Source organism: Pseudomonas marvdashtae, from assembly GCF_014268655.2.
Taxonomy (GTDB): domain Bacteria; phylum Pseudomonadota; class Gammaproteobacteria; order Pseudomonadales; family Pseudomonadaceae; genus Aquipseudomonas; species Aquipseudomonas marvdashtae.
In genome coordinates this window covers 25,323-50,180 of the sequence record NZ_JABWQX020000007.1, presented here as the reverse complement: position 1 = coordinate 50,180, position 24,858 = coordinate 25,323, and the positions used below count along the sequence as shown (strand labels likewise).

Annotated in this window: 26 protein-coding genes, 1 tRNA gene and 1 pseudogene; 17 read left to right on the top strand and 11 right to left on the bottom strand. The window is 60.7% G+C overall.

Annotated elements, in window-relative coordinates; genetic code table 11:
* Positions 1-73: 73 nt before the first annotated feature.
* The 6 genes from glnA (at position 74) to ntrC (ending at position 6,209) form a co-directional block, all read left to right on the top strand.
* Positions 74-1,480 (top strand): type I glutamate--ammonia ligase, encoded by a 1,407-nt coding sequence (gene glnA, locus HU742_RS25550; RefSeq protein WP_186638815.1) that lies wholly within the window; start codon positions 74-76, stop codon positions 1,478-1,480.
* 123 nt (positions 1,481-1,603) lie between these two features.
* Positions 1,604-2,167 (top strand): chorismate mutase, encoded by a 564-nt coding sequence (locus tag HU742_RS25545; RefSeq protein ID WP_186638816.1) that lies wholly within the window; start codon positions 1,604-1,606, stop codon positions 2,165-2,167.
* 127 nt (positions 2,168-2,294) lie between these two features.
* Positions 2,295-2,813 carry a DUF4124 domain-containing protein gene (locus HU742_RS25540; protein ID WP_186638818.1) on the top strand — a complete coding sequence of 173 codons (519 nt, stop codon included), beginning with the start codon at positions 2,295-2,297 and terminating at the stop codon, positions 2,811-2,813.
* Positions 2,810-3,436 (top strand): DUF4124 domain-containing protein, encoded by a 627-nt coding sequence (locus HU742_RS25535; protein ID WP_186644524.1) that lies wholly within the window; start codon positions 2,810-2,812, stop codon positions 3,434-3,436. Before HU742_RS25540 ends, HU742_RS25535 begins: the two co-directional genes overlap by 4 nt.
* Before the next feature lie 254 nt (positions 3,437-3,690).
* On the top strand, positions 3,691-4,776 hold the full coding sequence (gene glnL, locus HU742_RS25530) for a nitrogen regulation protein NR(II) (RefSeq protein ID WP_186613252.1): 1,086 nt from the start codon (positions 3,691-3,693) through the stop codon (positions 4,774-4,776).
* Complete coding sequence (gene ntrC / locus HU742_RS25525) at positions 4,773-6,209, top strand: nitrogen regulation protein NR(I) (protein WP_186613250.1); 1,437 nt, start codon at positions 4,773-4,775, stop codon at positions 6,207-6,209. The genes glnL and ntrC overlap by 4 nt, the downstream gene beginning before the upstream one ends.
* Positions 6,210-6,628: 419 nt before the next feature.
* Here the strand turns inward: ntrC and HU742_RS25520 are convergent, their stop codons facing one another.
* Positions 6,629-7,069: a hypothetical protein gene (locus HU742_RS25520; protein ID WP_186638822.1), complete on the bottom strand. Its 441-nt coding sequence runs from the start codon at positions 7,067-7,069 to the stop codon at positions 6,629-6,631.
* Here HU742_RS25520 and trmL point away from each other — a divergent pair.
* Complete coding sequence (trmL, locus tag HU742_RS25515; RefSeq protein WP_186644522.1) at positions 7,068-7,523, top strand: tRNA (uridine(34)/cytosine(34)/5-carboxymethylaminomethyluridine(34)-2'-O)-methyltransferase TrmL; 456 nt, start codon at positions 7,068-7,070, stop codon at positions 7,521-7,523. The genes HU742_RS25520 and trmL overlap by 2 nt on opposite strands.
* Before the next feature lie 66 nt (positions 7,524-7,589).
* Here the strand turns inward: trmL and secB are convergent, their stop codons facing one another.
* The 3 genes from secB to HU742_RS25500 are packed head-to-tail and all read right to left on the bottom strand — an operon-like array spanning position 7,590 to position 8,781.
* A complete protein-coding gene (gene secB, locus HU742_RS25510) occupies positions 7,590-8,072 on the bottom strand; it encodes a protein-export chaperone SecB (RefSeq protein ID WP_186644520.1) in 483 nt (160 codons plus the stop codon).
* A 39-nt stretch (positions 8,073-8,111) separates the two neighbouring features.
* Positions 8,112-8,366 carry a glutaredoxin 3 gene (gene grxC / locus HU742_RS25505; RefSeq protein WP_186638824.1) on the bottom strand — a complete coding sequence of 85 codons (255 nt, stop codon included), beginning with the start codon at positions 8,364-8,366 and terminating at the stop codon, positions 8,112-8,114.
* Between the two features lies 1 nt (position 8,367).
* Entirely contained in the window at positions 8,368-8,781 is a 414-nt protein-coding gene (locus HU742_RS25500) for a rhodanese-like domain-containing protein (RefSeq protein ID WP_186638826.1), read from the bottom strand.
* Between the two features lie 152 nt (positions 8,782-8,933).
* Here HU742_RS25500 and gpmI point away from each other — a divergent pair, with 152 nt between their 5' ends.
* The 4 genes from gpmI to HU742_RS25480 all read left to right on the top strand — a co-directional run bounded on the left by gpmI (position 8,934) and on the right by HU742_RS25480 (position 14,033).
* Complete coding sequence (gpmI, locus tag HU742_RS25495; protein ID WP_186644518.1) at positions 8,934-10,463, top strand: 2,3-bisphosphoglycerate-independent phosphoglycerate mutase; 1,530 nt, start codon at positions 8,934-8,936, stop codon at positions 10,461-10,463.
* Positions 10,464-10,610: 147 nt separating this feature from the next.
* Positions 10,611-11,903, top strand: coding sequence for a murein hydrolase activator EnvC family protein (locus HU742_RS25490; RefSeq protein ID WP_186638829.1), 1,293 nt, complete (start codon positions 10,611-10,613; stop codon positions 11,901-11,903).
* A 32-nt stretch (positions 11,904-11,935) separates the two neighbouring features.
* Positions 11,936-13,252: a S41 family peptidase gene (locus HU742_RS25485; protein ID WP_186644516.1), complete on the top strand. Its 1,317-nt coding sequence runs from the start codon at positions 11,936-11,938 to the stop codon at positions 13,250-13,252.
* 1 nt (position 13,253) lies between these two features.
* Positions 13,254-14,033, top strand: coding sequence for a divergent polysaccharide deacetylase family protein (locus HU742_RS25480; protein WP_186638833.1), 780 nt, complete (start codon positions 13,254-13,256; stop codon positions 14,031-14,033).
* 21 nt (positions 14,034-14,054) lie between these two features.
* Here HU742_RS25480 and HU742_RS25475 read toward each other — a convergent pair whose 3' ends face one another.
* From HU742_RS25475 to HU742_RS25445, 7 genes are all read right to left on the bottom strand, one after another.
* Complete coding sequence (locus tag HU742_RS25475) at positions 14,055-14,801, bottom strand: substrate-binding periplasmic protein (RefSeq protein ID WP_186644514.1); 747 nt, start codon at positions 14,799-14,801, stop codon at positions 14,055-14,057.
* A 63-nt stretch (positions 14,802-14,864) separates the two neighbouring features.
* On the bottom strand, positions 14,865-15,635 hold the full coding sequence (gene hisF / locus HU742_RS25470) for an imidazole glycerol phosphate synthase subunit HisF (protein ID WP_003196830.1): 771 nt from the start codon (positions 15,633-15,635) through the stop codon (positions 14,865-14,867).
* A 9-nt stretch (positions 15,636-15,644) separates the two neighbouring features.
* Complete coding sequence (gene hisA / locus HU742_RS25465) at positions 15,645-16,382, bottom strand: 1-(5-phosphoribosyl)-5-[(5-phosphoribosylamino)methylideneamino]imidazole-4-carboxamide isomerase (protein WP_014336098.1); 738 nt, start codon at positions 16,380-16,382, stop codon at positions 15,645-15,647.
* A 42-nt stretch (positions 16,383-16,424) separates the two neighbouring features.
* The gene (locus HU742_RS25460) at positions 16,425-16,679 is read right to left on the bottom strand and encodes a DUF2164 domain-containing protein (protein WP_030141479.1); all 255 of its coding nucleotides are present in this window, start codon (positions 16,677-16,679) and stop codon (positions 16,425-16,427) included.
* Positions 16,679-17,317: an imidazole glycerol phosphate synthase subunit HisH gene (gene hisH, locus HU742_RS25455; protein ID WP_186638837.1), complete on the bottom strand. Its 639-nt coding sequence runs from the start codon at positions 17,315-17,317 to the stop codon at positions 16,679-16,681. Before hisH ends, HU742_RS25460 begins: the two co-directional genes overlap by 1 nt.
* Entirely contained in the window at positions 17,317-17,910 is a 594-nt protein-coding gene (hisB, locus tag HU742_RS25450) for an imidazoleglycerol-phosphate dehydratase HisB (protein ID WP_003186751.1), read from the bottom strand. Before hisB ends, hisH begins: the two co-directional genes overlap by 1 nt.
* A 276-nt stretch (positions 17,911-18,186) precedes the next feature.
* A complete protein-coding gene (locus tag HU742_RS25445) occupies positions 18,187-19,848 on the bottom strand; it encodes an OFA family MFS transporter (protein WP_186638839.1) in 1,662 nt (553 codons plus the stop codon).
* Positions 19,849-20,109: 261 nt separating this feature from the next.
* Between HU742_RS25445 and panM the strand changes: the two are divergent.
* From panM to HU742_RS25415, 6 genes and pseudogenes are all read left to right on the top strand, one after another.
* A pseudogene (panM, locus tag HU742_RS25440) lies at positions 20,110-20,502 on the top strand (aspartate 1-decarboxylase autocleavage activator PanM); the annotation flags it as partial.
* A 116-nt stretch (positions 20,503-20,618) separates the two neighbouring features.
* Positions 20,619-22,844 carry an AsmA family protein gene (locus HU742_RS25435; protein WP_186644507.1) on the top strand — a complete coding sequence of 742 codons (2,226 nt, stop codon included), beginning with the start codon at positions 20,619-20,621 and terminating at the stop codon, positions 22,842-22,844.
* Entirely contained in the window at positions 22,841-23,908 is a 1,068-nt protein-coding gene (gene mutY / locus HU742_RS25430; protein ID WP_186638852.1) for an A/G-specific adenine glycosylase, read from the top strand. The genes HU742_RS25435 and mutY overlap by 4 nt, the downstream gene beginning before the upstream one ends.
* Positions 23,905-24,177: an oxidative damage protection protein gene (locus HU742_RS25425; RefSeq protein WP_030141485.1), complete on the top strand. Its 273-nt coding sequence runs from the start codon at positions 23,905-23,907 to the stop codon at positions 24,175-24,177. The genes mutY and HU742_RS25425 overlap by 4 nt, the downstream gene beginning before the upstream one ends.
* Positions 24,178-24,279: 102 nt before the next feature.
* A tRNA-Phe gene (locus HU742_RS25420) sits at positions 24,280-24,355 on the top strand.
* 116 nt (positions 24,356-24,471) lie between these two features.
* Positions 24,472-24,801, top strand: a complete 330-nt coding sequence (locus tag HU742_RS25415; protein ID WP_186638854.1) for a DHCW motif cupin fold protein — start codon at positions 24,472-24,474, stop codon at positions 24,799-24,801.
* Positions 24,802-24,858: the final 57 nt, after the last annotated feature.

Here is a 24,858-nt window from a genome sequence, read left to right as displayed (position 1 = left end):
GGCAGAGTATTCGCGCCGGCATCACCCATATCTAAGGGCACACCATTACCGCCCGAAGCCACCCGGAGGACATATGTCGAAGTCGGTTCAACTCATCAAAGATCATGACGTCAAGTGGATTGATCTGCGCTTCACTGACACCAAGGGCACTCAACATCACGTGACCATGCCGGCCCGTGATGCGCTGGACGACGAATTCTTCGAAATCGGCAAGATGTTCGACGGTTCCTCCATCTCCGGCTGGAAAGGCATCGAAGCCTCCGACATGATCCTGATGCCGGACGACGAAACTGCCGTCCTGGACCCGTTCACCGAAGAGCCGACCCTGATCCTGGTTTGCGACATCATCGAACCTTCGACCATGCAAGGCTATGACCGCGACCCACGCGCCATCGCCCACCGTGCCGAGGAATACCTGAAGTCCACCGGCATCGGCGACACTGCATTCTTCGGTCCTGAGCCTGAGTTCTTCATCTTCGACTCGGTCAAATTCAAGTCCGACATCTCCGGTTCCATGTTCAAGATCTTCTCCGAACAGGGTTCGTGGATGTCCGACCAGGACGTGGAAGGCGGCAACAAAGGCCACCGTCCTGGCGTCAAGGGCGGCTACTTCCCGGTTCCTCCGTTCGACTTCGACCACGAAATCCGTACCTCCATGTGCAACGCACTGGAAGAAATGGGCCAGACCGTCGAAGTTCACCACCACGAAGTGGCGACTGCCGGCCAGAACGAAATCGGCGTGAAATTCAACACGCTGGTCAAGAAGGCTGACGAAGTCCAGACCCTGAAGTACTGCGTGCACAACGTTGCCGACGCCTACGGCCGCACCGCGACCTTCATGCCGAAGCCGCTGTACGGCGACAACGGTTCGGGCATGCACGTCCACATGTCGATCTCCAAGGACGGCAAGAACACTTTCGCAGGCGAAGGTTATGCCGGCCTGTCGGACACTGCCCTGTACTTCATCGGCGGTATCATCAAGCACGGTAAGGCCCTGAACGGCTTCACCAACCCGTCGACCAACTCCTACAAGCGTTTGGTGCCAGGCTTCGAAGCTCCGGTCATGCTGGCCTACTCGGCTCGCAACCGCTCCGCCTCGATCCGTATTCCTTACGTCAACAGCCCTAAGGCTCGTCGTATCGAAGCACGCTTCCCGGATCCGGCCGCCAACCCTTACCTGGCCTTCGCTGCTCTGATGATGGCTGGCCTGGACGGTATCCAGAACAAGATCCACCCTGGCGATGCCGCCGACAAGAACCTGTATGACCTGCCGCCTGAAGAGGCCAAGGAAATCCCACAGGTTTGTGGCAGCCTGAAAGAAGCCCTGGAAGAGCTGGACAAGGGCCGCGCGTTCCTGACCAAGGGCGGCGTGTTCTCCGACGACTTCATCGATGCCTACATCGCATTGAAGAGCGAAGAAGAAATCAAGGTTCGCACCTTCGTACACCCACTGGAATATGAGCTGTACTACAGCTGCTGATCCGGTAAGCGCCGCCCCGCACGGCGTGAAATAAAAAGAGGCCTCCTTTCGGGAGGCCTTTTTCATGGGCGCAGGTTAAGCGCATGATGCCTCGTCGCTCCCCCATAGAAGACGAGACTGCCCATGACTTTGCGCTTCAAGCTCTGCCTCGCCCTGTCTGCCGCGTTGCTGGCCTCTACCGCCCAAGCCACCTCAACCCCCGCCCCTGAGGCCCTTACGCCACTGCTAAACGCCATCGGCGAACGCCTGGCGCTTGCAGACCAAGTGGCGCTGAGCAAATGGGACAGCCATAAACCCGTGGAAGACCGTCAGCGCGAGCGTGAAGTCATCGCCGCTGCCGTCGCCCAGGCACCGGCCTACAAACTGACTGGCGAAACCGTGGAAGCGTTTTTCGCCGCCCAGATTGAAGCCAACAAACTGGTGCAATACATCAACCTGTCCGACTGGGCCCTGGATGGCAAAGCTCCGGACCTCCCACGTCCGGACCTGGTGGGACAGATTCGTCCACAACTCGACCGGCTGCAAAAACGCCTGTTGCAACAACTGGCCGACTTCGCCCCCTATCGCACCGATCCGCAATGCCCACAATGGCTGGCCCGAGCCACCCACCACAACAAGCAACACCCGGTACACCGACTGGCGTTGATCCGAGCAACGGCGGAACTGTGTATCTACCCGAAAACCTGAATCAAAATGGCCGACGAACCGCCGTCGCAAGCAAGCTCGCTCGCAGGTGACCGGGGGAACAAATTGGGCCAACCGCCTCCCCTGGCCTATGCTGGAACCCATCACTTTCGTTTTCGGTCGTTTTTCCATGGGTCGTTGTTTTTCAATCATCCTGCTGTTGCTGTTGGCGCTGCCCGCCGCCGCGCAGATCTACAAATACACCGATGCCGACGGCAACACCGCCTACAGCAACCAGCCGCCCGATGGCGTGCCGGCCCAGACCGTGGAATTGCCGCCGCTCAACAGCATTGAACGCCAATCTCCGGCCAGCCCCGAGACGACCCCCCATTCAGAAAGCAGCGACGAGCCACGCAATGCCTACGACATACTGGAGCTAACCGACATCCCCACCGAAGAAGCCCTGCGCGCCAATAACGGCACGTTCACCGTTGGCGTCCGGACCCAGCCGCGCCTGCGCAGCCCACATCTGTTCAGACTGTTGCTGGACGGCCAGCCCTACGGTCAGCCGACCAATGTGCCACGCTTGCAATTGGTGAACATCGACCGCGGTGAGCACAGCCTGGCGGTCCAGGTCATTGACGGAGAAAACCTGGTGCAGCAGAGCGAAACCGTGACCTTTACCGTCCAGCGAGTCCACCTTCCATGATCCGCTGGCTGGTCGCGCTGGGCCTGACGCTGGCAGCCTTGCCTGGGGCGGCACAGGTCTATACGTACATCGACGCCCAGGGCAACCGGGTCTTTACCGACCAGCCGCGCCCGGGCAATGCAACGAAGGTTGAAGTACCGCCCGGCAACCGGATGGCGACACCACCGTCCGCCACCACCTCGACGGCGACGTCCGAAAAACCGCCCGCCGAGCCCTTGTTCCGTTATGAGATGCTCCGGCTGTTGATTCCCGAACCGGACGCGACGATACGCAGTACCGCAGGGGAGATGATCGTCACCGCGACCAGCGAACCCGGCCTGCAGAAAGGCCACCGCTATCGCTTGCTGCTGGACGGCAAATCCACCGGCGAACCGAGGCCCAGCCCGGTGTTTGCCCTGGAGAACATTGATCGAGGCACCCACCATCTGGCGGTGGAGATCCTTGATGAGCAGGATCGCATCGTCGAACGCACCGCCAACCAGCCATTCCACATGCAACGCGTGTCCCTGGCACAGAAGCGCCGCGTCAAACCGTGCGCCAAGGCTGACTATGGCCAACGCCCGGAGTGCCCGCTTTCCGACAAGCCCAAGGAAGAAGAAAGCAGCATCCTCCCCTTCTTTTAATGCTCATCCGGATGACGCACCATATCAGTGCAAAAATCAGCACCTCACCCCAAACCCCAACCCATTCTGGTTCGAAACTACCCGATCAAGCTGGCGGAACGCCACGGAAACGGGCGTAAAAAGGCTATTTGAGGCTTTAAACGCTTCTTTTCGGAGCCTTGGTTTGGTTTTTGCATTTTCCTGGTATCAGCGCATTAATCGCGCGCGCAATTTGAGGGCTTGCCCCCGATTGCTACGCTTTAAAAGAGGTCCTGATGACCATTAGCGACGCACTACACCGCTTGCTGCTCGACAACCTCACCACCGCGACCATCCTGCTCGACGCCGAATTGCGTCTGGAGTACATGAACCCGGCGGCCGAAATGCTCTTGGCCGTCAGTGGCCAGCGCAGTCACGGGCAATTCATCAGCGAACTGTTCACCGAGTCCGCCGAGGCGCTCAACTCCCTGCGCCAGGCCGTTGAACAGGCCCACCCGTTCACCAAGCGCGAAGCGATGCTCACCGCCCTCGCCGGCCAGACCCTTACGGTTGATTACGCAGTTACGCCAATCCTGAACAACGGCACCACGCTCCTGTTGCTGGAGGTTCATCCTCGCGATCGCCTGCTGCGCATCACCAAGGAAGAAGCCCAACTATCCAAGCAGGAAACCAGCAAGATGCTGGTGCGCGGCCTGGCCCATGAGATCAAGAATCCACTCGGCGGTATTCGCGGCGCGGCGCAATTGCTTGCCCGGGAACTGCCGGAAGAGAGCCTCAAGGACTACACCAACGTCATCATCGAGGAAGCCGACCGCCTGCGAAACCTGGTGGACCGCATGCTCGGCTCGAACAAGCTGCCGTCCCTGGCGCTGTGCAACGTCCATGAAGTGCTGGAGCGGGTCAGCAGCCTGGTGGAAGCCGAGAGCCAAGGGTGCATCACTTTGGTGCGTGACTATGACCCAAGCATTCCCGACGTCCTGATCGACCGCGAGCAGATGATCCAGGCGGTGCTGAACATCGTGCGCAACGCCATGCAAGCCATCAGCAGCCAGAACGAGCTTCGCCTGGGCCGCATCAGCCTGCGCACCCGCGCCATGCGCCAGTTCACCATCGGCCATGTACGCCATCGCCTGGTGACCAAGATCGAAATCATCGACAACGGGCCGGGCATCCCTTCGGAATTGCAGGAAACCATTTTCTTTCCCATGGTCAGCGGCCGTCCGGACGGTACCGGGCTGGGCCTGTCCATCACCCAGAACATCATCAGTCAGCACCAGGGCTTGATCGAATGTGAAAGCCACCCCGGCCACACCACTTTCTCGATCTTCCTGCCACTGGAACAAGGAGCCACATCGACATGAGCCGTAGTGAAACCGTGTGGATCGTCGATGACGACCGTTCTATCCGCTGGGTCCTGGAAAAAGCCTTGCAGCAGGAAGGCATGACCACCCAGAGCTTCGACAGCGCCGACGGGGTGATGAGCCGCCTGGCCCGTCAGCAGCCGGACGTCATCATTTCCGACATTCGCATGCCCGGCGCCAGTGGCCTGGATTTGCTGGCGCGGATTCGCGAGCAGCACCCGCGTTTGCCGGTGATCATCATGACCGCTCATTCCGACCTGGACAGCGCCGTGGCGTCCTACCAGGGCGGTGCGTTCGAATACCTGCCCAAGCCGTTCGATGTCGACGAAGCCGTGTCGCTGGTCAAGCGCGCCAACCAACACGCCCAGGAACAACAAGGCCTGGAAGAAGTGCCCGCCCTGGCCCGCACGCCGGAAATCATCGGCGAAGCGCCGGCGATGCAGGAAGTGTTTCGCGCCATCGGGCGCCTGAGCCATTCCAACATCACCGTGCTGATCAACGGCGAATCTGGCACCGGTAAAGAGTTGGTGGCCCATGCCCTGCACCGCCACAGCCCACGGGCGGCGTCGCCGTTCATTGCGCTGAACATGGCGGCGATTCCCAAGGACTTGATGGAATCGGAGTTGTTCGGCCATGAAAAAGGCGCCTTCACCGGCGCGGCCAACCTGCGCCGCGGACGCTTCGAACAAGCCGATGGCGGTACGCTGTTCCTCGATGAAATCGGCGACATGCCGGCCGATACCCAGACTCGCTTGCTCCGTGTCTTGGCCGACGGCGAGTTCTACCGAGTCGGTGGACATACGCCGGTCAAGGTCGATGTTCGCATCATCGCCGCCACCCATCAGAACTTGGAAACACTGGTTCACGCCGGCAAATTCCGCGAAGACTTGTTCCACCGCCTGAACGTGATCCGCATCCACATCCCGCGCCTGGCGGACCGGCGTGAAGACATCCCGACCCTGGCGCGCCACTTCCTCGGCCGTGCAGCCCAGGAACTTGCGGTGGAGCCGAAGCTGCTCAAGAGTGAAACCGAGGAATACCTCAAGAACTTGCCGTGGCCGGGCAACGTGCGCCAACTGGAGAACACCTGCCGCTGGATCACCGTAATGGCGTCCGGTCGCGAAGTGCATATCAGCGACCTGCCGCCGGAACTGTTGAGCCTGCCACAAGATTCGGCACCGGTGACCAACTGGGAGCAGGCCCTGCGCCAATGGGCCGACCAGGCCCTGGCACGCGGCCAATCGAGCCTGCTCGACAGTGCCGTCCCGGCCTTCGAGCGCATCATGATCGAAACCGCCCTCAAGCACACCGCCGGTCGCCGTCGCGACGCCGCCGTGCTGCTGGGCTGGGGCCGCAACACCTTGACCCGCAAGATCAAGGAATTGGGCATGAAGGTCGACGGTGGCGATGATGATGAAGGGGATGAGGGCTGACAGTCCTTGGCTTTGCGCCAGCCCCCACCCGGGGGCGATGCACCGCATCAATGCACCATGAACTGCAATTGCGCATGTAATGCGAGCGCTGAACCCAGCGCTCCGTCTCGGAAAACCAAACCCGCACAACGCAAAAGCCCCGTTTTACGGGGCTTTTCGCTTCACGACCATCTTTTTGTGACAAATTATTCGAAACTGGCACGCCCTCTGCAATAACCCAGTCACTACCCAGTTTTGGGGACCTTGGTACAGGCAGGCCGGGGATTCCCCTCTTTTATACCGGGCTCATCGAGCCCACTGTTTTGGGGGCCTTGATACAGGCAGGTCAAGGTTTCCCTTCTTTACACCAGGGCTGGACCTTCGCGGCGAGCCCTCCCGTTTTGGGGACCTTGGTACAGGCAGGCCGGGGATTCCCTCTTTTATTGCTCCTGGAGACGGACCTCCAGCCGCCAGCGGTCATCGACTTCGCTGCCGGCCCACTCTCCCCGCAACGGACGCGCCGCCACCAGCGTCAGCAACAAGCCCTTGTCACTCAAGCGAACCCGCCAGTTCACATCCCTGCCGTTGAGCTTGAGCTGGCCCTTCTGCGCCTTGCCCTTTGCCTGGAACAACAACGCGACCGAGCCGTCGATGATTTCCCCGTGCAGCTTCGGCTCATTGTTGAACCACGCCACCAGCGCCCCGTCGAGGACTTCGACCTGCTGCAGCTCGCTCGGCTCGGGCGTGGTGATGCGACCGATCATCAGCCCGACCATCATCCCGAAAAGCGCCAAGGACCCCATCACCCGAGGTATTAGCTTCGAACGTCGATCGGTTTGCGGCGTAGAATGCCGCTCATCTTTATCTGCGGAGCCGTGCATGTTTCACGTCATCCTTTTTCAACCGGAAATACCGCCCAATACCGGCAACGTCATCAGACTGTGCGCCAACAGCGGCTGCCACCTGCATTTGATCGAACCGCTGGGCTTCGAGATGGACGACAAGCGCCTGCGCCGCGCCGGCCTCGACTACCACGAGTATGCCACCTTGCAGCGACACGCCGACTTGGCGAGTTGTCTTGAAAGCCTGGGGCAACCGCGTCTGTTTGCCTTCACCACGAAAGGCTCTCGGCCGTTTCATGACGCCAGCTTCGTCGCCGGTGATGCATTCCTGTTCGGACCGGAAAGCCGTGGCCTGCCGGCAGACGTGCTGGACGCACTACCGGCGGAGCAACGCTTGCGCTTGCCGATGCGCGAAGGCTGCCGGAGCCTGAACCTGTCCAACACCGTGGCGGTGGCGGTCTACGAGGCCTGGCGGCAGAACGGCTTCAGATAACCCGATTCGAATCAGCCTAAGAAAAAAAGCGCCTATCAGGGCGCTTTTCAACGTTTCATCGACCGCTTACTGAACGGTCGCTTCACCCGCTTCCTGCATGCGCTGCAGCTCTTGGGCGTACAAGGCATCGAAGTTCACCGGGGCCAGCATCAGGGCCGGGAACGAACCACGAGTCACCAGGCTGTCCAGGGTTTCGCGGGCGTAGGGGAACAGGATGTTCGGGCAGAACGCGCCCAGGGTGTGGCTCATCGAAGCGGCATCCAGATTCTTGATCAGGAAGATGCCGGCCTGCTGAACCTCGGCGATGAACGCCACTTCGTCACCGTTCTTCACGGTCACCGACAGGGTCAACACCACTTCGTGGAAGTCTTCTTCCAAGGCCTTCTGGCGGGTGTTCAGGTCCAAGGCCACGCTCGGCTCCCATTGCTGGCGAAAGATCGCCGGGCTTTTCGGGGCTTCGAAGGACAGGTCGCGAACATAAATGCGCTGCAAGGAGAATTGCGGTGCGGCTTTTTCTTCGCTGGCAGCTGTGTTCTGTTGGTCAGTCATCGCAGATCCTTCTTACTTTCAGGTTCTATTAATAGGAATTCAGGCCTTGAGCAGCGCGTCGAGCTTGCCGGCGCGCTCCAGGGCGAACAGATCATCGCAACCGCCCACGTGGGTGTCGCCGATCCAGATTTGCGGCACGGAGGTACGTCCGGCCTTCTTGGTCATTTCGGCGCGCAGTTGCGGCTTGCCGTCGACCTTGATCTCTTCGAACCCTACGCCTTTGTTCTTGAGCAGCATCTTGGCTCTGGAGCAATAGGGGCAGTAATCGCTGGAATAGACAACAACGTGGGGCATCTCACTTCACCAGGGGCAGATTGTCGGCTTTCCAGCTCGCAACGCCACCGGACAGCTTGGCGGCGGTGAAGCCGGACTTCATCAGTTCGCGGGCAAGGGTGCCGGCCTGCTGGCCTTGGGCGTCGACCAGGATCAGCGTCTTGGCCTTGTGCTTTTCCAGTTCGCCCACGCGTGCGATCAGTTTGTCCTGGGGAATGTTCAGCGCGCCGACAATGTGACCAGCGGCGAAATCCTTGCTCGGGCGGATATCGACCACCACGCCGGCATCCTTGTTGACCAGCGCGGTCAGCTCGCCTGTGCTCAGGCTGCGTCCGCCGCCCTGCATCGTATGGGCAACCAGCAACGCCAGCAGTACGACGAAGATACCGACGAGAATGTAGTGGTTAGTGGCAAATTCAATCAGGTGAGCAACCATCGAAGGAGGTTCCAGGGCGTTAAAATGTCGGCCAGTATACACAGCACGCAAGGCCGGCCAAACCCCGCCCGGCGGTGACGGCACCGGAACTTACCTTTAAACTGCCCGTCCCTTTTCCATCGTCTTCTTTTAATCAGCCACGAGTGGATTCCATGACTACCACGCCTAAACCTTTGGTCCTGATGATTCTGGACGGCTTCGGTCACAGTGACAGCCACGAATCCAACGCCGTGTACGCGGCGAAGAAGCCTGTCCTGGACCGCTTGTGGGCCAGCGTGCCGAACGGCCTGATCTCCGGCAGCGGCATGGACGTCGGCCTGCCAGACGGGCAGATGGGCAACTCCGAGGTCGGCCACATGAACCTCGGCGCGGGTCGCGTGGTGTATCAGGATTTCACCCGCGTGACCAAATCGATCCGCGACGGCGAGTTCTTCGAAAACTCGACCATCTGCGCAGCCGTGGACAAAGCCGTGGCTGCCGGCAAGGCCGTGCACTTCATGGGTCTGCTCTCGGACGGTGGCGTGCATAGCCATCAGGATCACCTGATCGCCATGGCCGAGCTCGCCGCCAAACGCGGCGCCACGCATATTTATCTGCACGCCTTTCTCGACGGCCGCGACACGCCGCCCAAGAGCGCCGAGTCGTCGATCAAGCTGCTGGACGAAACGTTCAAGGCGCTGGGCAAGGGCCGGATCGCCAGCCTGATCGGCCGCTACTTTGCCATGGACCGCGATAACCGCTGGGACCGCGTCGCCCAGGCCTACAACCTGATCGTCGACGGCAACGCCGAATTCAACGCCGCCTCCGCCCAGGAAGGCCTGCAAGCCGCCTACGAGCGCGGCGAAAGCGATGAATTCGTCAAGGCCACCACCATTGGCGAGCCGGTGAAGGTTGAAGACGGCGACGCCGTGGTGTTCATGAACTTCCGCGCCGACCGCGCCCGCGAGCTGACCCGCGTGTTTGTCGAGGACGACTTCAAGGAATTCGAGCGCGCCCGCCAGCCGAAACTGGCCGGCTTCGTGATGCTGACCCAATACGCCGCCAGCATCCCCGCGCCATCGGCCTTCGCCGCCGGCAGCCTGGAAAACGTGTTGGGCGATTACCTGGCAAAAAACGGCAAGACCCAGCTACGCATCGCCGAAACCGAAAAATACGCCCACGTGACCTTCTTTTTCTCCGGTGGTCGTGAAGAGCCCTTCCCGGGCGAAGAGCGCATCCTGATCCCATCGCCGAAAGTCGCCACCTACGACTTGCAACCGGAAATGAGTGCGCCGGAAGTGACCGACCGCATCGTCGACGCCATTGAACACCAGCGTTACGACGTGATTGTGGTCAACTATGCCAACGGCGACATGGTCGGCCACAGCGGCGTGTTCGACGCGGCAGTCAAGGCCGTGGAATGCCTCGACGTCTGCGTCGGCCGCATCGTTGACGCGCTGGCAAAAGTCGGCGGCGAAGCCCTGATCACCGCCGACCACGGTAACGTCGAGCAGATGTCCGACGCGTCCACCGGTCAGGCCCATACTGCCCACACCACCGAGCCGGTGCCGTTCATCTATGTCGGCAAGCGTGACTTCAAGGTCCGCGACGGCGGCGTGCTGGCTGACGTCGCCCCAACGATGCTGATGCTGCTGGGCATGGAAAAACCGGCGGAGATGACCGGCACTTCGATCCTGGTCTGACCAGCGCCCCAATGCGGGAGCAAGGTTGCTCCCGCATTGGTCCAGGTGTTTTTTCGGCCAGTTATCACACAGCCCCAAATGGGCGTTTTTTTTGCAGCGTGGGGCGGGCATACTAGGCCGTCCCTTTCCCTGGTGTCGCCCGCCTCTATGCTTCGCGTCCTGATAGCCCTTGCTCTGACCTGCCTGCTCCAACCGGCCTTCGCTGACGAGCGCGCGCAAACCCAACAACAGTTGGACGCCACGCGTCAGGACATTGCCGAGCTGAAAAAACTGCTGAACAAGCTGCAGGAAGAGAAATCCAGCGTACAGAAAGACCTGCGCGGCACCGAGACCGAGATGGGCAAGCTGGAGAAGCAGGTCGACGCCTTGCAGAAAGAGCTGAAGAAAAGCGAATCCGAGCTGCAACGGCTCGATGGAGAGAAAAAAAAACTCCAGAGCGCGCGCACTGAACAGCAAAAGCTGATCGCCATCCAGGCCCGGGCCGCCTACCAGAACGGTCGCCAGGAATATCTCAAGCTGCTGCTCAACCAGCAGAACCCCGAAAAATTCGCCCGTACCCTGACTTATTACGATTATCTGAGCCAGGCACGCCTGGAACAACTCAAGAGCTTCAACGAAACCCTGCGCCAACTGGCCAATGTCGAAAAAGACATCGAGTTGCAGCAAGCCCAGTTGTTGGTTCAGAAAAGCAGCCTCGACACCCAGCGTGAAGAACTCGAGAAGGTCCGCAAGGAGCGCCAGGTCGCCCTGGCCAAGCTCAACGACGACGTGAAGGCTCGCGACAGCAAGCTCAAGGCCCGCGAGCAGGACCAGGCCGAACTGGCAAAAGTCTTGAAGACCATTGAGGAAACCCTGGCCCGCCAGGCTCGTGAGGCGGAAGAGGCGCGCCAGAAAGCGCTGATCGCCCAGCAGGAAGCCGAAAAAAAGCGTTTACGTGAAGCCCAGGCCGACGCTGATGCCGGCGAAGCACCGCGCAAACCGGCAAAATCCAGCCCCGGCGCACTGGTTTCCAGTGATGGCGAAACCTTCGGCGGCGCTTTTGGTTCGGCTCGAGGCAAACTTCCATGGCCAGTCAATGGTCGATTACTTGCGCGCTTCGGTGAAACCCGCGGCGACGACACTCGCACCAAATGGGACGGCGTGATGATCAGCGCCTCCGCCGGTAGCCAGGTGCACGCCGTACATGGCGGGCGCGTGGTGTTTGCCGACTGGCTGCGCGGTGCCGGCCTGCTGGTGATCCTGGATCACGGCAACGGATACCTGAGCCTTTATGGCCATAATCAGACGCTGCTCAAGTCGGCGGGGGATGTGGTCAAGGCCGGCGAGTCCATCTCCACGGTCGGCAACAGTGGCGGGCAGGACACGCCAGCACTGTATTTTGCTATTCGCCAGCAGGGTCGCCCCAGTGATCCGGCCCAATGGTGTCGTGCGCAAGGATAAGCGCGCCCATCCAACTCAGGAGTTCGTTCGACATGCTGCATTTGTCCCGCCTCACCTCGCTGGCCCTGACGATCGCCCTCGTGATCGGTGCGCCCCTGGCTTTCGCCGCGCAACCCGCGCCGTCGCCAACAACCGCCACGACCGTTACCACCAAGGCGCCGCTGCCATTGGATGAGCTGCGCACCTTCGCCGAAGTCATGGATCGGATCAAAGCCGCGTATGTGGAACCGGTGGACGACAAGATGCTGCTGGAGAACGCCATCAAAGGCATGCTCAGCAACCTCGACCCGCACTCCGCCTACCTGGGGCCGGAAGATTTCGCCGAGCTGCAAGAAAGCACCAGCGGCGAGTTCGGCGGCCTTGGGATCGAAGTCGGCAGCGAAGACGGTTTCGTCAAGGTGGTCTCGCCAATCGACGACACGCCTGCCTCCAAGGCCGGCATCCAGGCTGGCGACTTCATCGTCAAGATCAACGGCCAGCCGACTCGCGGCCAGAGCATGACCGAAGCCGTGGACAAGATGCGCGGCAAGATCGGCGAAAAGATCACCCTGACCCTGGTGCGCGACGGTGGTACGCCATTCGACGTGACGTTGACCCGCGCCGTCATCCAGGTCAAAAGTGTAAAAAGCCAGTTGCTGGAATCGGGCTACGGCTACATCCGTATCACCCAGTTCCAGGTCAAGACCGGCGAAGAAGTCGCCAAGTCCCTGGCCAAGCTGCGCAAGGACAACGGCAAGAAACTCAACGGCCTGGTCCTGGACCTGCGCAACAACCCCGGCGGCGTCCTGCAATCGGCCGTGGAAGTGGTTGACCATTTCATCACCAAGGGCCTGATCGTCTACACCAAGGGTCGCATCGCCAATTCCGAGCTGCGCTTCTCGGCCACCGGCAACGACCTGAGCGAAGCCGTGCCACTGGTGGTGCTGATCAACGGCGGCAGCGCCTCGGCATCGGAAATCGTCGCCGGCGCCCTGCAGGACCAGAAACGCGGTGTCGTCATGGGTACCACCAGTTTCGGCAAGGGCTCGGTGCAGACCGTGTTGCCGCTGAACAACGACCGCGCCTTGAAGATCACCACCGCGCTGTACTTCACGCCTAACGGCCGCTCCATCCAGGCCCAGGGCATCGTCCCGGACATCGAAGTGCGCAAGGCCAAGATCACCAGCGAGGCGGACGGCGAATACTTCAAGGAAGCCGACCTGCAAGGTCACCTGGGCAATGGCAACGGCGGTGCGGACAGGCCGACCGGCTCCGGCGCCAAGGCCAAGCCAATGCCGCAGGATGACGATTACCAGTTGGCCCAGGCCTTGAGCTTGCTCAAGGGGTTGAACATCACGTCCGGCCGCTGAGATGGTCCTGCGATTTACCTTCGTCCTGCTGTGCCTGCTGGCGGGGGCCGTTAATGCGGCGCCCGCCACGCCTTCTTCGCCGCACAAGGCGTACCTGAGCCTGATCATCGACGACCTGGGGCAAAACCTGCCCCGGGATCGCCAGGTACTTGCCCTCCCCGGTCCGGTCACCGCCGCGATCATGCCCGACACGCCCCACGCCGCCGAAGTCGCCCGCGAAGCCCATCGCGCCGGCAAGCTGGTCATGTTGCACATGCCCATGGACCCGGCCACCGGGCCGTTCGCCTGGCATCCGGAATTGCCCATCGAAGAACTGGGCAGGCGCCTCGACGCCGCGTTCGCTGCCGTGCCCTACACCAGCGGCATCAACAACCACATGGGTAGCCGCATGACCGCCCAGCCCCAAGCCATGGCGTGGCTGATGGCGAACTTGCAGCAACGACACAAGTTCTTTGTCGACAGCCGCACCAGCGCCCGGACAGTCGCCGCCGCCGAAGCGCAAAAGATCGGCCTCGCCAGCGTGTCACGGGATGTATTCCTGGATGACGAGCGTACCGAAGCGGCCATTGCCGGCCAGCTTCAAGTCGCCATCGAATTGGCTCGGCGGCAGGGCTCGGCAGTGATGATCGGGCATCCCTATCCGCAGACCCTCGCCGTGCTCGAACGCGAACTGCCTCGGCTCAAGGCCCAGGGCATCGAGTGGATCGACATAAGGTCGATGATCAGCCTGCGCAGCAATCAGGCGATGGCCGGGCATGGGAAGGATGGGGTTTATCGGTAGCCAGCGGGGCTGGCGCGACCCTCAGAGATACCGCGCCATGATCGCATCCACTGCACCTTCCTTGCGCAATTCATCCAAGGCGTTCTGCAACCGGGCAACCACCTCGTCCGGTACGTCCTTGTTCAACGCCAAATACAGCTCGGCGCTGTTGAATCGCAATACAGTCCGCAGGTCGCTGACGCCTTCCTGGCGCGCCAGGTAACGGCCGGCAGGGTCGCCGGTAGCCCATAGGTCGATCTGGCCATTCATCAGCTTTCTGGCGTTGTCCTGGTCGCGTAACACAACGATCGGATTCAAACCCTGCTTGGCCAACGTCTCGGCAATCGCATCGCCCTTGTAGGCACCGATCTTGTATTGGCGCGCTTGATCCAGCGAGTCGAGGGTGATCTTGCTGTCAGTCTTGGCAAGCATGACCCAGTCGTCCGGGCCGATGGGACCGACCCATTTGAAGAGTTTCTCGCGCTCCGGCAACCGCGCCATGACGAACACTCCGTAGCCGGGGTTCTCCAAGGCAAGCTTGTAGATTCGCTCCCAGGGAAAGCGCAGCGTGAGGCTATAGGTGATGTCGGCGCGCTTGAAGATTTCGCGAACGATGTCCACGGCAATGCCATGGATATTCTCGTCCTGGGCGAAGTTCTTGCCGTTCTTTGCCATGTTGTATGGCGGAAAGTTTTCCGTCAGCAGCACCAGCGAGGTGTCTGTGGCGCGTGCGGTGCCGACGAGCAGCAACGTGGCACCGGCAAAGGCAAGAACAAGGCGTTTGAGCATGTCGGGCTACCGCAATCCATGGTGTGCCCAAGAGTGCCTTGGGCTCGCCATGGTGTCCAGCGGTCAGCGAATGCAGATACCGCGATGGGCCATATAGGCCTTGGCTTCCGGCACGGTGTATTCGCCAAAGTGGAAAATGCTCGCCGCCAGCACCGCACTGGCATGGCCTTCCAGGATGCCGTCGGCCAGGTGTTGCAGGTTGCCGACGCCGCCGGAAGCGATCACCGGGATGCCCAAGGCATCGCTGATGGCGCGGGTGACGCCAAGGTCGAAGCCGTTTTTCATGCCGTCCTGGTCCATGCTGGTCAGCAGGATTTCACCGGCACCCAGGCCTTCCATTTTCTTCGCCCACTCGACAGCATCCAGGCCTGTGGGTTTGCGCCCGCCGTGGGTGAAGATTTCCCAGCGCGGGGTTTCGCCCGGGCCGGAGACCTTCTTTGCATCAATGGCCACGACGATGCACTGCGAGCCGAAGTGCTGGGCCGCTTCGCCAACGAATTCCGGGTTGAACACCGCCGCCGTGTTGATCGACACCTTGTCCGCGCCGGCATTGAGCAGGTTGCGGATGTCCTGCACGGTGCGCACGCCACCGCCCACGGTCAGCGGGATGAATACCTGGCTGGCCATGCGCTCGACGGTATGCAGCGTGGTGTCGCGGCCATCGACGCTGGCCGTGATGTCCAGGAAGGTAATCTCGTCGGCACCCTGCTCGTCGTAGCGACGGGCGATTTCCACCGGGTCGCCGGCATCACGGATGTTCTCGAACTTGACGCCCTTGACCACCCGGCCGTTGTCCACGTCCAGGCAAGGGATGATGCGTTTGGCCAGCGCCATGGTCAGTCCTCAGCCTTTGTACGAATCGCAGAAAGCTTGCGCTTCAGCGACGTCGAGGGTGCCTTCATAAATCGCGCGACCGGTGATTGCGCCGATGATGCCCGGCGCCTTGGCGTCGAGCAGCGACTTGATGTCACCCAGGTTATGAATGCCACCGGAAGCGATCACCGGGATCTTGGTGGCAGCGGCCAACGCAGCGGTGAACGGCACGTTGCAGCCCTGCATCATGCCGTCTTTGGCGATGTCGGTATAAACGATCGAGGACACGCCGTCGGCTTCAAACTGCTTGGCCAGATCGATGACTTGCACGGTGCTGATTTCAGCCCAGCCATCGGTTGCGACGAAACCGTCTTTGGCATCCAGGCCGACGATGATTTTGCCAGGGAACGCGCGGCAGGCTTCGGCGACGAAAGCCGGGTCTTTCACGGCCTTGGTGCCAATGATCACGTAACTGACGCCGGCCTTGACGTAGTGCTCGATGGTTTCCAGCGAGCGAATGCCGCCGCCGATCTGGATCGGCAGGTTCGGGTAGCGCTTGGCAATGGCCGTGACCACTTCGCCATTGACCGGCTGGCCTTCGAAGGCGCCGTTCAGGTCGACCAGATGCAGGCGACGGCAGCCGCCCTCTACCCACTTGGCGGCCATGCTCACCGGGTCATCGGAAAACACCGTGGAGTCTTCCATGCGGCCCTGGCGCAGACGTACGCAAGCTCCGTCCTTGAGATCGATAGCGGGGATAATCAACATCTGGCAAACCCTTAAATACGAGTATTCAGCTTGGCTCGGGAATCAGTTTTTCTCGAGCGCCCACAAGTCGCTTTCAATGCTTTCGAACCTTTCTTTAAGGTGCGCCTGCACATCGAAAATCGCCCTGTTGTAATAGTGCGGAGCAATTTCGCGGGTAAACAGGTCAAGAATTTCCGCCGCTTCGAACGACCCCAGGTCCAGCTCGAAACGCTCCTCCATGAACCGCTGGATCTTGCGGTTCGCTTCACTCTCCTGCTCGGGCGTGAGGGTGAGGATCGGCGGTTTCTTGCGCGCCATTACCAGCGCCCGTCCCATGCCGCGAAGTTCTGCAACAGTTGCAGGCCATGGGTATGGCTCTTCTCCGGGTGGAACTGCACGGCGAAGCGCGAGCCGTCGGCCAGGGCCGCGGCGAAATCGACGCCATAGTGGCCACCACCCACCACCTGCCGGGCATTGCCGGCGGCGATGTAATAGCTGTGCACGAAGTAGAAGCGCGCCAGGTCCGGGATGTCGTGCCACAGCGGGTGATTCACCGTCTGCTTCACTTCGTTCCAGCCCATGTGCGGGACTTTCAAGTGCTCGCCGTCTTCATGCAGCCCCTTGCCAAAGAACTTTACCTGGCCTGGGAACAGGGAGATGCAATCGACACCGTCGTTCTCTTCGCTGCGCTCGAGCAAGGCTTGCATGCCGACACAGATGCCGAGGAACGGGCGGTCCTGACTGACTTCGTGCACCAGTTTGTCGAAACCCAAGCGACGAATCTCGGCCATGCAATCGCGAATCGCGCCGACGCCGGGGAACACCACCCGGTCGGCTTCACGAATCACGTCGGCATCGCTGGTGATCAGCACCTTGCCGGCGCCCACGTGCTCGAGGGCCTTGGCCACCGAGTGCAGGTTGCCCATGCCGTAGTCGATAACCGCGACCGTCTGCATTACAGGACGCCCTTGGTGGAAGGCATCTGGCCGGCCATGCGGTCATCGAGCTCGACGGCCATGCGCAGCGCGCGGCCGAACGCCTTGAACACGGTTTCGATCTGGTGGTGGGTGTTGTGCCCGCGCAGGTTGTCGATGTGCAGGGTCACGTTGGCGTGGTTGACGAAGCCCTGGAAGAATTCCTGGAACAGGTCAACGTCGAAGCCGCCAACGGTGGCACGGGTGTACGGCACGTGCATCTGCAGGCCAGGACGGCCGGAGAAGTCGATGACCACGCGCGACAGCGCCTCATCGAGCGGCACGTAGGCATGGCCATAGCGACGGATGCCCTTCTTGTCGCCGATGGCCTTGGTAAAGGCCTGGCCCAAAGTGATACCGACATCTTCCACCGTGTGGTGGTCGTCGATATGCAGGTCGCCCTTGCTGACGATGTCCAGGTCGATCAGCCCGTGACGGGCGATCTGGTCAAGCATGTGCTCAAGAAAAGGCACGCCGATATCAAATCGGGCCTTTCCGGTGCCATCCAGGTTGATCGAGGCTTTGATCTGGGTTTCCAGAGTGTCGCGCTCGACAGACGCCTTACGTTCGGCCATCACCAGCTCCGCAAAATCATTGGGCGAAAAAGGCAGCCATTATAGGGGCGCGAGCGGCAAACAGAAACAAAGAGGTGACATCGATGACGGGTTGAATTCGGTGCCGTCGGCGTTAGACATGTCCATACAACTCTTTGCCATCGCCCAAAACGACTGTGGGAGCGGAGCTCGCTCCCGATAGCGGAGGCCAGCAGACTGATGTCGACTGAACGCCATTATCGCGAGCAAGCCCGCCCCCACAAGGGTCGCCCTGACGCAATGGTCAGGGCAACTGTCTTAGCGGAACAACACCGCCGTCTTCTGCAAGGTTACCCACACACCCCACGCCAACGGAATGCCCACCACCAGCCAGGCGGCGATCGCCAGGGGCTTGGTGCCCGGTGCGGCTTTCCATTCCAGCGAAGTGGTGCTGTCGGCGCCCTTGTCATGGCCCAGCGCCTGTTCGGCGGCCAGTTCGGCGTCGGTCATGAAGTACTTGTCGGCGACCGGGCGAACCATCAGGTTGCACAGGAAGCCCAGTACCAGCAGGCCGGCGAGGATATACAGGGTGATGTCATAGGCCGCGGCACGTTCAACGCCGATGCTCAACTGATATTCACGCAGGTAGTTCACCAGTACCGGACCCAGCACGCCCGCCGCAGCCCACGCGGTCAGCAGGCGACCGTGGATCGCGCCGACCATTTGCGTACCGAACAGGTCCGCCAGGTAGGCCGGCACAGTGGCGAAACCGCCGCCGTACATCGACAGGATGATGCAGAACGCCGCCACGAACAGCGCGACGCTGCCCAGGTGACCGAGGTTCGGGATCAGCGCGTACAGGGCAAAGCCCAGGGCGAAGAACACGAAATAGGTGTTTTTACGGCCCAGGTAATCCGAGCAGGATGCCCAGAAGAACCGGCCGCCGATGTTGAACAGGCTCAGCAGGCCAGTGAAACCGGCCGCGATGGCCGCGATCTGGCCCAGTTGCGCAGCGTCCAGCTGACCGAAAGGTAGGTCATTGCCGAGCAATTTGCCGCCGAACACTTCCTGCAACAGTGGCGATGCCATGCCGATGATGCCGATACCGGCAGATACGTTCAGGCACAGCACCAGCCATACCAGACGGAACTGCGGGGTTTTCCAGGCAGTGTTCACGTGAACGTGGCGATGGGTGATCATTGCGTTCGCGGCTTTTTTCGGCGCCGGCGCCCAGCCTTCAGGCTTCCAGCCGGTCGGCGGAACGCGGTACGACAGGGCGCCACCGATCATGAACACGAAGTAGATCGCGGCCATGACCAGGAAGCTCTGCCATACGCCCACTTCAGTTGGCGAAGCGAAATGGCTCATCAGCGCCGCAGCCAGTGGAGCACCCACCATCGCGCCACCGCCAAAACCCATGATCGCCATGCCGGTCGCCATGCCGCGCTTGTCCGGGAACCACTTGATCAGGGTCGAGACCGGGGAAATGTAGCCCAGGCCCAGGCCGATACCGCCGATGACACCAGAGCCGACCCACATCAGCCAGATCTGGTGGGTATAGATACCCAACGCGGAAATCAGCAAGCCACCGCACCAGCACAAGGCCGATACAACGCCAGCCTTGCGTGGCCCGGCGTGTTCAAGCCAGCCACCCCAGATGGCTGCCGAGCAACCCAGGAAGATGAAGAACAGCGTGTAGATCCAGCCGAGCATCGAGATCGGCCAGTCGCATTGGGACGAGAAGATTTGCGCGATGAAGCTCATGTCCGGTGCACAGGCCACGGGCTTGGTGACACCCAAGGCCTTGGACAGTGGCAACCAGAACACCGAAAAGCCGTAGGCCATGCCGATGCAGAGGTGAATGGCCAATGCGGCCGGTGGAACCAGCCACCGGTTGAACCCGGGCTTGGCGATGATGCGTTCCTTGGAGAGGAACGCTGGCTGGTCGGCAATGCCGCCTGCCGTGATGCTCGTGCTCATTGTGTATCCCCCAGTTATTGGAATGGTTCGCCAGCCATGCATCACCCTCAGCCTCCATTGCACGCAGGCACGGCTGTATTTTGTGGTGAAGCTCCATTTTAGTGCGACATCACGTCACAGAAGGACGGGCGAACTGACAAAGGTTAACATTTGCTCGTGACAGAAAAACCAAAGTGATATCACCTTTTTCCTGTCACTCGTCTTATCGCGCCTCCGCCCGCTTTCTGTAGGGGTTAATTAGTTTATTTTTCAGGATTTTCCATGCCTATCGTTGTCGAGCACCTGAATGACGCCACTGGTCAGGATCAGCAGGACCTGCAGAAAATCTACCAGGACGCGCCAACCTGGCTGTTGGAGCCGTTCTGCGATGCAGCGCAATTGATCAGCGTTTGCCTGGCAGAAGGCTCGCTGATCACGGCCCGTTTCAATGATCGGCTGCTCGGTGCGGCACGCCTTCAACGGCACCAGGACGCCTGGCACTTGTCACAGATGTGCGTGCGAAAGATCACACGCCGCCGTGGCGTGGCCGAGCGGCTGGTGAGCGAAGCGCTGAGGATGGCCCGGCACGATCATGTCGAGCTTCGACTCTCTGCACCGGCCGGGCACCTGGAGGCCCAGGCATTGGCGGCGAAGCTCAAGTTGCCCTTGGATGTTGGCCAGCCAGGTCTATGCCCGGCAAGTCTGCGGCAAGACAGATCACCCAACGCTCCATCGACCCGGGACGTTATACTCCCGGGCAAAATTTGAACTCAACCTACAAGGATTCGCCCATGAAAGCGTTCGGCAAAATCCTGGGTCTGGTACTTCTCGGGCTGTTGCTGATCATTGTGGCCCTGGGCTTTGCCCTGACCCACCTCTTCGATCCCAACGACTATAAGGAAGAGATCCGCCAGATAGCCCGCGACAAGGCCCACATCGAGCTGACCCTCAATGGGGACATTGGCTGGAGCCTGTTTCCGTGGCTGGGTCTTGAACTGCACGAAGCCAGCGTCGCCACCCTGGCCAACCCCACGCAACCTTTCGCCGACCTGCAGATGCTTGGACTGTCAGTCCGGGTCATGCCGCTGCTGCGCCGCGAAGTGCAGATGAGCGATGTCCGCGTCGAAGGCTTGAATCTGCGGCTCAACCGCGACAAGAGCGGCCACGGCAATTGGGAAGACATCGGCAAGGCTCCAGCGGTCGCATCGACCACGGACACGCTGGCTCCCGTCGAGCAACCTTCCCCGCCTGCCAGCACACCGGCGGAAAAACCGGCCCAGCCAACTCGCCTGGACATCGACAGCCTGACCGTGAACAACGCGCGGGTGGAATACACCGACGAGCAGACCGGCAAGCAGTTCACCGCCGAAAGCATCCAGCTGAGCACCGGCCCGATCCACGACTCCACCAACATCCCGGTTACCCTCACGGCGTTCCTGTCCAGCAACCAGCCTGCCGTTCGCGTGCGCACCGAGGCCACTGGCGAGCTGCGCTTCGAACGTGCCTTGCAGCGCTATAGATTCGAAGACCTGAAGCTTTCCGGCGAAGCCACTGGCGATCCACTGCAGGGCAAGACCGTGAGCTTCGCGGCACAAGGGCAACTCTTCCTGGATAAAGCTGCAAACGTCGCCGAATGGACCGGCATCAAGCTGTCCGTCAATCAATTGCGTGCCTTGGGCGAGTTGAAAGTCAACGACCTCGACAAAACACCGCAACTGAACGGTGGAATTTCGATCGCCCAGTTCGACTTGGCGAAGTTCGTCGACAGCATCGGCCAGACACTTCCGGCCATGGCGGAAGGCAGCCTGAGCAAAGTCGAACTGGCAAGCCGCATTGCAGCCACGCCAGCAACCATCGAGCTCAACGACATCAACTTCAAAATCGACGACAGCAATTTCAGCGGTCGCGTTGCCGTAGAGGATATCGCCAAGCAATCCCTGCGTGTCCAGCTCAAGGCCGACACGTTCAATGTCGATCGCTACCTGCCGCCAAAATCCGCCGAAGCCGACAGCTCCAGGGCCGCCCGCGAGGCCGAGGTCAGCAACACCGAGGCCAGCGCCATGGCCGGCGCCGGCAGCACACCGTTGCCAAGCGCCCCGACCCAAGGCGCCTGGAGCAACGACCGGCTCTTTCCGGTGGAGCGCCTGAGCAAGCTGGACGTCGATGCCGACCTGACTTTCGGCCAGCTGACCCTCGACAAGCTGCCCATCCAGAATGCCTCCCTCAAGGCCAACGGCCAAGGCGGCCTGCTGACCTTGGAGAACCTGCGTGGCGATCTGTACAACGGCAACTTCGAAGCCAAGGGCACCCTGGATGTACGCCAGCCCACGCCGCAGCTGAGCCTGCAAACCCGCATCAATCGCGTGCCGGTAGAAAAAATCATCGAAAGCCAGGGTAAGAATCCTCCCGTCAAGGGCCTGGTGACGCTCAACAGCGCCGTGACCGCCAGCGGCAACAGCCAGAAAGCCCTGATCGACAGCCTGAATGGCAACGCCGGGTTCGTCATCAACGATGGCATGCTGCTCAACGCCAACCTTGAACAGCAATTGTGCAAAGGCATCGCCACGCTGAACCGCAAGTCCCTCAGTGGCGAACCGCGAGGCAAGGACACGCCATTCCAGCAGCTCAACGGCAATCTCACTTTCAACAACGGCGTTGCCAGCAACCCCGACCTGAAAGTGCGCATTCCCGGGATGACGGTCAATGGCAACGGCGACATCGACTTGCGCGTACTGGGTATGGATTACCGCGTCGGCGTCATCGTCGAAGGCGACAAGAGCGACATGCCCGATCCGGCCTGCCAGGTCAACGAACGCTACGTCGATGTCGAATGGCCGTTGCGCTGCCGAGGTCCGCTGGAATTGGGCGCGAAAGCCTGCCGCCTGGACAACGATGGCCTGGGCAAGGTCGCGGCGAAACTGGCCGGCGACCGCCTCGGCGACAAAATTGACGAGAAGCTGGGCGACAAGGTCAGCCCCGAGCTGAAAGACGCGCTCAAGGGGCTGTTCAAGCGATGACATCCGAGCAATTCTCCACCGCGGTACTGGACTGGTTCGACCGCCACGGACGCCACGACTTGCCCTGGCAACAGGGCATCAACCCTTATCGGGTGTGGGTTTCGGAAATCATGTTGCAACAGACCCAAGTGAGCACCGTGCTCAATTATTTCGACCGGTTCATGGCGTCCCTGCCCACCGTCCAGGCTCTCGCGGCCGCGCCGGAGGATGAAGTACTGCACCTGTGGACGGGACTGGGTTACTACACCCGCGCGCGCAATCTGCAGAAAACCGCGAAAATCGTCGTCGAGCAATATGGCGGCGAATTTCCCCGGGACGTTGAGAAGCTTACCGAACTGCCCGGGATCGGTCTTTCGACCGCAGGTGCAATTGCTAGCATCAGCATGGGCCTGCGGGCGCCGATCCTCGACGGCAATGTCAAACGGGTGCTGGCGCGCTTTACCGCTCAAGAGGGCTACCCGGGCGAACCCAAGGTGGCGAAACAGCTTTGGGCCACTGCCGAGCGCTTCACCCCCCAGGATAGAGTCAACGCCTACACCCAGGCGATGATGGACCTGGGCGCCACGCTCTGTACCCGCAGCAAACCCAGTTGCCTGGTCTGCCCGCTGGAAAAAGGCTGCGAGGCCCACATGCTGGGCCTGGAGACACGTTATCCGATTCCCAAGCCACGCAAGGAAGTGCCGAAGAAGCGCACCTTGATGCCCATGCTGGCCAATCGCGAAGGCGCCATCTTGCTTTACCGCCGCCCTTCCATCGGTTTGTGGGGCGGCTTGTGGAGCCTGCCGGAACTCGATGACCTCGATGATCTGCAACACCTGGCCCTGCAACATTCACTGGAGCTAGGCCAGCAACAGCAAATGCCAAGCCTGATACACACCTTCAGCCACTTCCAGTTGGCAATCGAACCCTGGCTGGTCCGGGTCCGGGATACCGGCCATCACGTGGCCGAGGCCGACTGGCTCTGGTATAACCTCGCCACCCCGCCGCGCCTGGGCCTTGCCGCCCCGGTTAAAACCTTGCTCGCACGCGCGGCCGCCGTATTGAACGCAGGAGAGTTGCAATGACCCGCACCATCATGTGCCGCAAGTACAAAGAACAACTGGAAGGCCTGGAACGTGCCCCATTTCCCGGCGCCAAAGGCCAGGACATCTACGACAATGTATCGGCCAAGGCCTGGGGCGACTGGCAAAAACACCAGACGCTGCTGATCAATGAAAAACGCTTGAACATGATGAACGCCGAGGACCGAAAGTATCTCCAGGGCGAAATGGAAAAGTTCTTTTCGGGCGAAGAATACGCCAAGGCCGAAGGCTACGTGCCGCCGTCCGAATAAGCTGTCCGGAGCGGGAGCGGATCGTAAGCGACGGTAATAGTTAAATATTTTTTGATAACTTGCTTGACGCCCCCCTGAAAAACCCGTTTAATGCGCCCCGTTGCCCAGATAGCTCAGTCGGTAGAGCAGGGGATTGAAAATCCCCGTGTCGGCGGTTCGATTCCGTCTCTGGGCACCAAATACCGAAAAACCCGATCAAGAAATTGATCGGGTTTTTTATTGCCTGGGATTTTCTTCCCGGGCCTCGTCGACTCAGCTACATTCGTTCGCTCCCTCTCCTGCAAGCGAGTCGCCATGGATATCACCGGCATCCCCTTCGGCACCACCGATTGGTCAAGCATCGAGCCCACCGAACACAAAGGCGTCACCGGAACCGCTTATTGGCGCACCCAGCGATTCGGCAACATTCGGGTGCGGATGGTGGAATATACGGCGGGTTATCTGGCTGACCATTGGTGCACCAAGGGCCACATCCTGTTTTGCCTCAAGGGTGAATTGAACACCGAACTCGAAGACGGCCGACAATTCTTGCTCAAGCCAGGCATGAGCTATCAGGTGGCTGACAAGGCCGAGCCCCATCGTTCTTCAACCTCTCTTGGCGCCACCTTGTTCGTGGTGGATTGAGATCGAAGCGATCACCTTGAAGCTGTAGGATAGATGGCCTTATTTTCCAGCAAGGAA

Coding starts and splice junctions, on each gene's coding strand:
- glnA (WP_186638815.1), top strand. CDS start 74: ATGTCGAAGTCGGTTCAACTCATCAAAGATCATGACGTCAAGTGGATT.
- HU742_RS25545 (WP_186638816.1), top strand. CDS start 1,604: ATGACTTTGCGCTTCAAGCTCTGCCTCGCCCTGTCTGCCGCGTTGCTG.
- HU742_RS25540 (WP_186638818.1), top strand. CDS start 2,295: ATGGGTCGTTGTTTTTCAATCATCCTGCTGTTGCTGTTGGCGCTGCCC.
- HU742_RS25535 (WP_186644524.1), top strand. CDS start 2,810: ATGATCCGCTGGCTGGTCGCGCTGGGCCTGACGCTGGCAGCCTTGCCT.
- glnL (WP_186613252.1), top strand. CDS start 3,691: ATGACCATTAGCGACGCACTACACCGCTTGCTGCTCGACAACCTCACC.
- ntrC (WP_186613250.1), top strand. CDS start 4,773: ATGAGCCGTAGTGAAACCGTGTGGATCGTCGATGACGACCGTTCTATC.
- trmL (WP_186644522.1), top strand. CDS start 7,068: ATGTTTCACGTCATCCTTTTTCAACCGGAAATACCGCCCAATACCGGC.
- HU742_RS25520 (WP_186638822.1), bottom strand. CDS start 7,069: ATGCACGGCTCCGCAGATAAAGATGAGCGGCATTCTACGCCGCAAACC.
- secB (WP_186644520.1), bottom strand. CDS start 8,072: ATGACTGACCAACAGAACACAGCTGCCAGCGAAGAAAAAGCCGCACCG.
- grxC (WP_186638824.1), bottom strand. CDS start 8,366: ATGCCCCACGTTGTTGTCTATTCCAGCGATTACTGCCCCTATTGCTCC.
- HU742_RS25500 (WP_186638826.1), bottom strand. CDS start 8,781: ATGGTTGCTCACCTGATTGAATTTGCCACTAACCACTACATTCTCGTC.
- gpmI (WP_186644518.1), top strand. CDS start 8,934: ATGACTACCACGCCTAAACCTTTGGTCCTGATGATTCTGGACGGCTTC.
- HU742_RS25490 (WP_186638829.1), top strand. CDS start 10,611: ATGCTTCGCGTCCTGATAGCCCTTGCTCTGACCTGCCTGCTCCAACCG.
- HU742_RS25485 (WP_186644516.1), top strand. CDS start 11,936: ATGCTGCATTTGTCCCGCCTCACCTCGCTGGCCCTGACGATCGCCCTC.
- HU742_RS25480 (WP_186638833.1), top strand. CDS start 13,254: ATGGTCCTGCGATTTACCTTCGTCCTGCTGTGCCTGCTGGCGGGGGCC.
- HU742_RS25475 (WP_186644514.1), bottom strand. CDS start 14,801: ATGCTCAAACGCCTTGTTCTTGCCTTTGCCGGTGCCACGTTGCTGCTC.
- hisF (WP_003196830.1), bottom strand. CDS start 15,635: ATGGCGCTGGCCAAACGCATCATCCCTTGCCTGGACGTGGACAACGGC.
- hisA (WP_014336098.1), bottom strand. CDS start 16,382: ATGTTGATTATCCCCGCTATCGATCTCAAGGACGGAGCTTGCGTACGT.
- HU742_RS25460 (WP_030141479.1), bottom strand. CDS start 16,679: ATGGCGCGCAAGAAACCGCCGATCCTCACCCTCACGCCCGAGCAGGAG.
- hisH (WP_186638837.1), bottom strand. CDS start 17,317: ATGCAGACGGTCGCGGTTATCGACTACGGCATGGGCAACCTGCACTCG.
- hisB (WP_003186751.1), bottom strand. CDS start 17,910: ATGGCCGAACGTAAGGCGTCTGTCGAGCGCGACACTCTGGAAACCCAG.
- HU742_RS25445 (WP_186638839.1), bottom strand. CDS start 19,848: ATGAGCACGAGCATCACGGCAGGCGGCATTGCCGACCAGCCAGCGTTC.
- HU742_RS25435 (WP_186644507.1), top strand. CDS start 20,619: ATGAAAGCGTTCGGCAAAATCCTGGGTCTGGTACTTCTCGGGCTGTTG.
- mutY (WP_186638852.1), top strand. CDS start 22,841: ATGACATCCGAGCAATTCTCCACCGCGGTACTGGACTGGTTCGACCGC.
- HU742_RS25425 (WP_030141485.1), top strand. CDS start 23,905: ATGACCCGCACCATCATGTGCCGCAAGTACAAAGAACAACTGGAAGGC.
- HU742_RS25415 (WP_186638854.1), top strand. CDS start 24,472: ATGGATATCACCGGCATCCCCTTCGGCACCACCGATTGGTCAAGCATC.